The following is a 5520-nucleotide window of genomic DNA, read 5'->3' as shown; positions in this document are numbered from 1 at the left end:
GCCGCCCGCGCGAGCGAGGTCGAGGTCGGCCTCGAGCCCCTTGCCCTCGCCGTCGATGATGCGGCGCTCGAGCCGCTGGCCGACGGGCAGCGCGGCGAGCTCGGCGGCGCGCTGGTCGCGCAGCGCCGCGGTGTCGACGCCGGCGAAGAGGTCGAGCATGCGGGCGAGCGGGTCGTACGTGACGTTGCCCTCGGCGTCGTACTCGCGGCGATCCCACACCAGGTCGAGCACCACCTTGCGCTGCTCGTCCGAGATCGACGCGAGCGGCACGATCTTCGCGGCATCCACGATCGCCGATGTCAGCCCCGCCTCGACCGCCTCGTGCAGGAAGGCCGAGTTCAGCACGCTGCGCGCGGCCGGGTTCAGGCCGAACGACACGTTCGAGACGCCGAGCGTCGTGTTGATGCCCGGGTACTTCGCGCTGATCTGGCGGATCGCCTCGATCGTCTCGATCGCGTCGCGGCGAGTCTCCTCCTGCCCGGTCGCGATCGGGAACGTCAGGCAGTCGACGATGATGTCTTCGACCCGCAGGCCCCACGTCCCGGTGAGCTCGTCGACGAGGCGCGAGGCGATGCGCACCTTGCCTTCGGTCGTGCGGGCTTGGCCGTGCTCGTCGATCGTCAGCGCGATGACGGCGGTGCCGTGCTCCTTGACGAGCGGCATGATGCGGCCGAATCGGGATGCCGGTCCGTCACCATCCTCGTAGTTCACGGAGTTCACGACCGGGCGCCCGCCGATGAGCTCGAGACCCGCCCGGATCACGGCGGGCTCGGTCGAGTCGATCACGAGCGGCAGCGTCGAGGCCGAGGCGAGGCGCGAGACCACCTCGCGGATGTCGGCGGCGCCGTCGCGGCCGACGTAGTCCACGCACACGTCGAGCAGGTGCGCCCCGACGCGGATCTGGTTGCGCGCGATCTCGACGCAGTCGTCCCACCGCTCTTCGAGCATCGCCTCGCGGAACGCCTTCGAGCCGTTCGCGTTGGTGCGTTCGCCGATCGCGAGGTACGAGGCATCCTGCTGGAACGGCACGTGCTGGTACAGCGACGCGACCCCGGGGTCGGGCTCGACGACCGGGGCCGGCATCCCGGCGATCCGCGAGCGTGAGCGTGAGGCCAGCGACGTCCAGCGCACGGGCTCGTCCCGCGGCAGGTCGTCACGAATCGCTCGTGAGACGACGGGAACGCTGCCCCCGTGCAGCCGCTCGACGACCGCGGCCAGGTGCTCGGGCGTCGTGCCGCAGCATCCGCCCACCAGCGCCAGCCCGAACTCGCGCACGAACTGCTCGTGCGCCGTCGCCAGCTCGGCCGGCGACAGCGGATAGTGCGCGCCGTCGGCGGTGAGCACGGGCAGTCCTGCGTTCGGCATGCACGCGATCGGCACCCCGGCGTGCTTCGACAGGTGCCGCAGGTGCTCGCTCATCTCGGTCGGGCCCGTGGCGCAGTTGAGCCCGATCGCGTCGACGCCGAGGGGTTCGAGAGCCGTGAGGGCGGCGCCGATCTCGGACCCCATGAGCATCGTGCCGGTCGTCTCGACCGTCACCTCCACGAAGACCGGCAGACGGATGCCGCGGCTCATGATCGCCTGCCGGCAGCCGTTGATCGCGGCCTTGGTCTGCAGCAGGTCCTGCGAGGTCTCGACGAGGAAGGCGTCGGCGCCGCCGTCGATGAGTCCCTCGGCCTGCAGCGCGAACGTCTGCTTGAGGTGGTCGTAGGTGGTGTGGCCGAGGCTCGGGAGCTTCGTGCCCGGGCCCATCGACCCGAGCACCCACCGCATCCGTCCGTCGGCGAGCGCCGCCGCTTCGACGCGCTCGCGCGCGATGCGCGCACCCGCCGCGGCGAGCTCGGCGATGCGGTCGTCGATGCCGTAGTCGCCGAGGTTCGACCAGTTCGCGCCGAACGTGTTCGTCTCGACGGCGTCGACGCCGACCTCGAGGTACGCGTCGTGGATCGCGCCCACGACGTCGGGCCGCGTGATGTTGAGGATCTCGTTGCACCCCTCGAGCCCGGCGAAGTCGTCCTCGATCGAGAGGTCGTGCCGCTGCAGCATCGTGCCCATCGCCCCGTCGGCGATGACGACACGCTCGTGGACCGCGTCGAGGAGCGCCTGTGCACGCTCGGACCGCGGCACGCCGTCGATGTCGAGGGCGAAGCGCGGGGCGGTGGTCACCCGCGCGAGTTTAGCCGCGGCATCCGCCCGCCCCGCCGTTCATGACCGACCGTGACCCTCGATGCCGCGAGCCCGGCCCTCCTCGCGCTTCGAGTGTCGCAACACGCGGGGCTCGTCAGGCCACGCGGCGTGTTGCGCCACCCGAAGCAACGCGACTCGCGAGCGGGCCGCGCTCCGGGGGCACGACACGCGGCATCCGTCGGGCGACGCGGCGTGTTGCGCCACCCGAACAGCCGGCGGCGGCGAGGCTCAGGCGTTCTTGGCGTCGCGCCAGCGCAACCAGCGGGCGACGCGGTCGTAGTCCCAGTCCGGGCCGTGGAAGGCGAGTGTGAACAAGCGCACGCCGGCCGTGTAAAGCTCGTCGGCGTGGTCTTCGCCGCGCTGGTGCAGCTCATTCGAGATGACGAGGTCGGACGTGTCGCGCTGCTCGCGCTCGGCCCACCGCTCGATCACGTCGAGCTTGTGGGGCAGCTCGTCAGGACGCACGAAGCTGTGCCAGATGTCGGCGTGACGCGCGACGAGCCGCAGGGTCTTCTGCTCCCCCTTGCCGCCGATCATGACGGGGATGTCACGGGTCGGGGCAGGGTTGAGCTTCCCCCACCGCGCCTCGATGCGCGCGAGGCCGGCGGCGAGGTCGTCAAGCCGCGAGCCGGCGGTTCCGAACTCGTAGCCGTACTCCTCGTAGTCGCGGGCGAACCATCCGGCGCCGGTCGCGAAGATGAACCGCCCCTGGCCGCCGCCCTTCGCCGAGATGTGATCGACGGTGCGGGCCATGTCGGCCTGCAGGTCGGGGTTGCGGTAGCTGTTGCAGTTGACGAGCGCCCCGAACTCGACGCGCTCGGTCTGCTCGGCCCACGCCGCGAGCATCGTCCACGACTCGAAGTGCAGGCCGTCGGGGTCGCCCGACAGCGGGAAGAAGTGGTCCCAGTTGAAGAGGATGTCGACGCCCATGTCTTCGAGGCGGCTGACGGCCTCGCGGAACGCGGAGTACGGGGCGTGCTGGGGCTGCAGCTGCACGCCGAGGCGCACGGGAGTATCGAGAAGAGGCATGATGGCTCTCAGCCTAGAGGCGGGCGGATGCCGTGGCTCCGAGCCGGCTGACTCGGAGCCCCGCAATGACGCGGCCGTCGATCGGTCCCGGGACGCAGCCCCGGAGCGGTCGGGCCTCAGCGGGTGCGGTAGGTCTTCAGGAACACGTCGACGATGTCCCACACGGCGATGCCGACGATCATGAAGCCGAACACGACGTGGAGGATGGCCGTGACGATCGAGCCGGGCCGGCTGCCGCCGGCGAGGACGGTCGGGAAGAACTCGGGGTTGATCAGCAGCCCCTGCGAGAGCAGCACGAGCGCCGGCACGGCGACGGCGAGCGCGATCACCGCGTTGACCACCGCGAGCGTCCATGTCCATCCGCGCCGGAGGTACACGGTCACCGCGAGCGCCGCCTCGAGTGCCATGAACACGAACAGGCCCGCGATCCACCACGGCCACAGCTCCGGGTTCAGGAACGGCAGGCCCGGCTGCGCCGGGACGAAGCCGATCACCTGGTCCCAGATCAGCGCGCCCACGGCGATCGCCAGGAACACCAGCGTGGCGACCATGTCGCCGAATCCGACGCCCTGAGGCCGCGGCTCGGGAAGCTGATCCACGTTCCACTCCATGATGGGTCTGCTCGTGCCGCGGTCCCAGCCGCGCTCCACCATCACGAAGATGAGCGTCGTCCAGAACGCCAGGTGCAGTGCCACGGTCATGAGCGTCACGATCGTGCCGCCGATGATCTCTCCGATGTCGGCCCCGGTCAGGGTGCGCGCGAGCGCGATGCCGAGCGCCGCCGTGGGCAGCACGATCCACAGCAGGAGCTTCAGCAGGCGCCACCACTCGAGGTAGTAGCGGGGGCCGATGAGGTACAGCGGTCGGTCGGTGTACTGTGCCGCGAGCTTCTCCGGGTCGCCGAGGTCGGTGAGCACCGCGCGCTCCGCGGCGTCGCGTGGTTCTCCCTGCTCGATCCGAGCCTCGACCTGGTCGTCGATCGAGGCACGGAGCTCGGTGGCGAGGTCGTCGCGCTGTTTCTCGGGAACGGTCCGCATCGCGGCGTCGACGTAGCGGTCGGCCAGCGTGGCCTTGGCGGTGGATGTGGTCTTGGCGGTCATGTCAGTCCTCCTTCGGAAGGGCGTCGATCGCCGTGGCGATCGCGCGGAAGTCGTCGGTGAGCGCGGCGGCGAGCCGCACGCCGGCGTCGCTGGTGCGGTAGAACTTCCGAGGCCGGGCCTCGTCGGTGTTCCACTCGCTCGTCAGGAACCCCTGCTTCTCGAGGCGCCGCAGCAGCGGGTACAGCGTGTTCGCATCGGTGGGAAAGCCGCGCTGTCCCAGCTCTTCGAGCAGCCCGTACCCGTAGCCCGGCTTCTCGAGCAGCCGCAGGCATGCCAGCACGATCGTGCCGCGCCGCAGTTCCTGCAGGTGCGTCTCGAGGATGTCCGTCTCACTCATGCGCCACACGTTACTGTGTGTCACACACTATAGTCAAGCACACATTGTTCTGTCGGAAGCCCGACGCTCGCCTTGTCGCAAACGGCGGGTGACGAGCGCACTCTGGCAGGCGAGCAGAAGTTCACGGGAAGAGGGCAGGATGGGGGCGTGAGCAACGACGCACGCCTTCCCCCGCTCGGCGGCATCCTCGAAACCGCACGCGTCGTCGCGCTGCCGCTCGCGACACGGTTCCGCGGCGTCGACGTGCGCGAGGCGGTGCTGTTCGAAGGACCCGAGGGCTGGACCGAGTTCTCGCCCTTCCTCGAATACGACGACACGGAAGCCTCGGTGTGGCTCGCCGCGGCCCTCGACTGGGGGTGGATGCCGCAGCCCGCAGCCCGCCGCGAGGCGATCGGCGTCAACGCCACGGTGCCGGCGCTGGCCGCGACCGACGTCCCCGCGGTGCTCGCACGGTTCGACGGCTGCCGCACCGCGAAGGTCAAGGTGGCCGAGGCGGGGCAGCGGCTCGGCGACGACGTCGACCGCGTGCGTGCGGTCCGCGACGAGATGGGACCGGAGGGCCGCATCCGCATCGACGCGAACGGAGCCTGGAACGTCGACGAGGCCGAGCGCGCGCTCCACGCCCTCGCCGAGTTCGACCTCGAGTACGCCGAGCAGCCGTGCGCGACCGTCGACGAGCTCGCCGAGCTCCGCCGCCGCGTGAAGTACATGGGCATCCCGATCGCCGCGGACGAGAGCGTGCGCAAGGCGACCGACCCGCTGGCGGTGGCGCGCGCCGGAGCCGCCGACCTGCTCGTGATCAAGGCCCAGCCGCTCGGGGGCGTGCGGCGCGCGCTCGGCATCGTCGCCGAGGCCGGGCTGCCGGCG

5 protein-coding genes are annotated in these 5520 nt (G+C 70.8%); 1 reads left to right on the top strand and 4 read right to left on the bottom strand.

The annotated features are described in order from the left end of the window. From EIO58_RS11815 to EIO58_RS11800, 4 genes are all read right to left on the bottom strand, one after another. Positions 1 to 2166: homocysteine S-methyltransferase family protein (locus tag EIO58_RS11815; RefSeq protein WP_164861661.1), on the bottom strand; the 2166-nt coding region annotated here is incomplete at its 3' end. A 249-nt stretch (positions 2167 to 2415) separates the two neighbouring features. Next, a complete protein-coding gene (locus EIO58_RS11810; protein ID WP_127819713.1) occupies positions 2416 to 3216 on the bottom strand; it encodes an LLM class F420-dependent oxidoreductase in 801 nt (266 codons plus the stop codon). 116 nt (positions 3217 to 3332) lie between these two features. Next, the gene (locus tag EIO58_RS11805; protein WP_127819712.1) at positions 3333 to 4316 is read right to left on the bottom strand and encodes a permease prefix domain 1-containing protein; all 984 of its coding nucleotides are present in this window, start codon (positions 4314 to 4316) and stop codon (positions 3333 to 3335) included. Position 4317: 1 nt separating this feature from the next. Next, entirely contained in the window at positions 4318 to 4653 is a 336-nt protein-coding gene (locus EIO58_RS11800; RefSeq protein WP_127819711.1) for a PadR family transcriptional regulator, read from the bottom strand. Positions 4654 to 4800: 147 nt separating this feature from the next. On the opposite strand from EIO58_RS11800, the gene EIO58_RS11795 reads away from it, so the two are divergent. Then, the coding region (locus EIO58_RS11795) for an o-succinylbenzoate synthase (protein ID WP_127819710.1) at positions 4801 to 5520 on the top strand (720 nt) is incomplete at its 3' end.

The organism is Microbacterium sp. CPCC 204701 (assembly GCF_004010105.1).
Lineage (GTDB): Bacteria > Actinomycetota > Actinomycetes > Actinomycetales > Microbacteriaceae > Microbacterium.
This window is presented reverse-complemented; position numbering and strand designations above follow the sequence as displayed.

Excerpts from the sequence above, each read along its gene's own strand:
- EIO58_RS11800 (WP_127819711.1), bottom strand. The coding sequence starts at position 4,653 with ATGAGTGAGACGGACATCCTCGAGACGCACCTGCAGGAACTGCGGCGC.
- EIO58_RS11810 (WP_127819713.1), bottom strand. The coding sequence starts at position 3,216 with ATGCCTCTTCTCGATACTCCCGTGCGCCTCGGCGTGCAGCTGCAGCCC.
- EIO58_RS11805 (WP_127819712.1), bottom strand. The coding sequence starts at position 4,316 with ATGACCGCCAAGACCACATCCACCGCCAAGGCCACGCTGGCCGACCGC.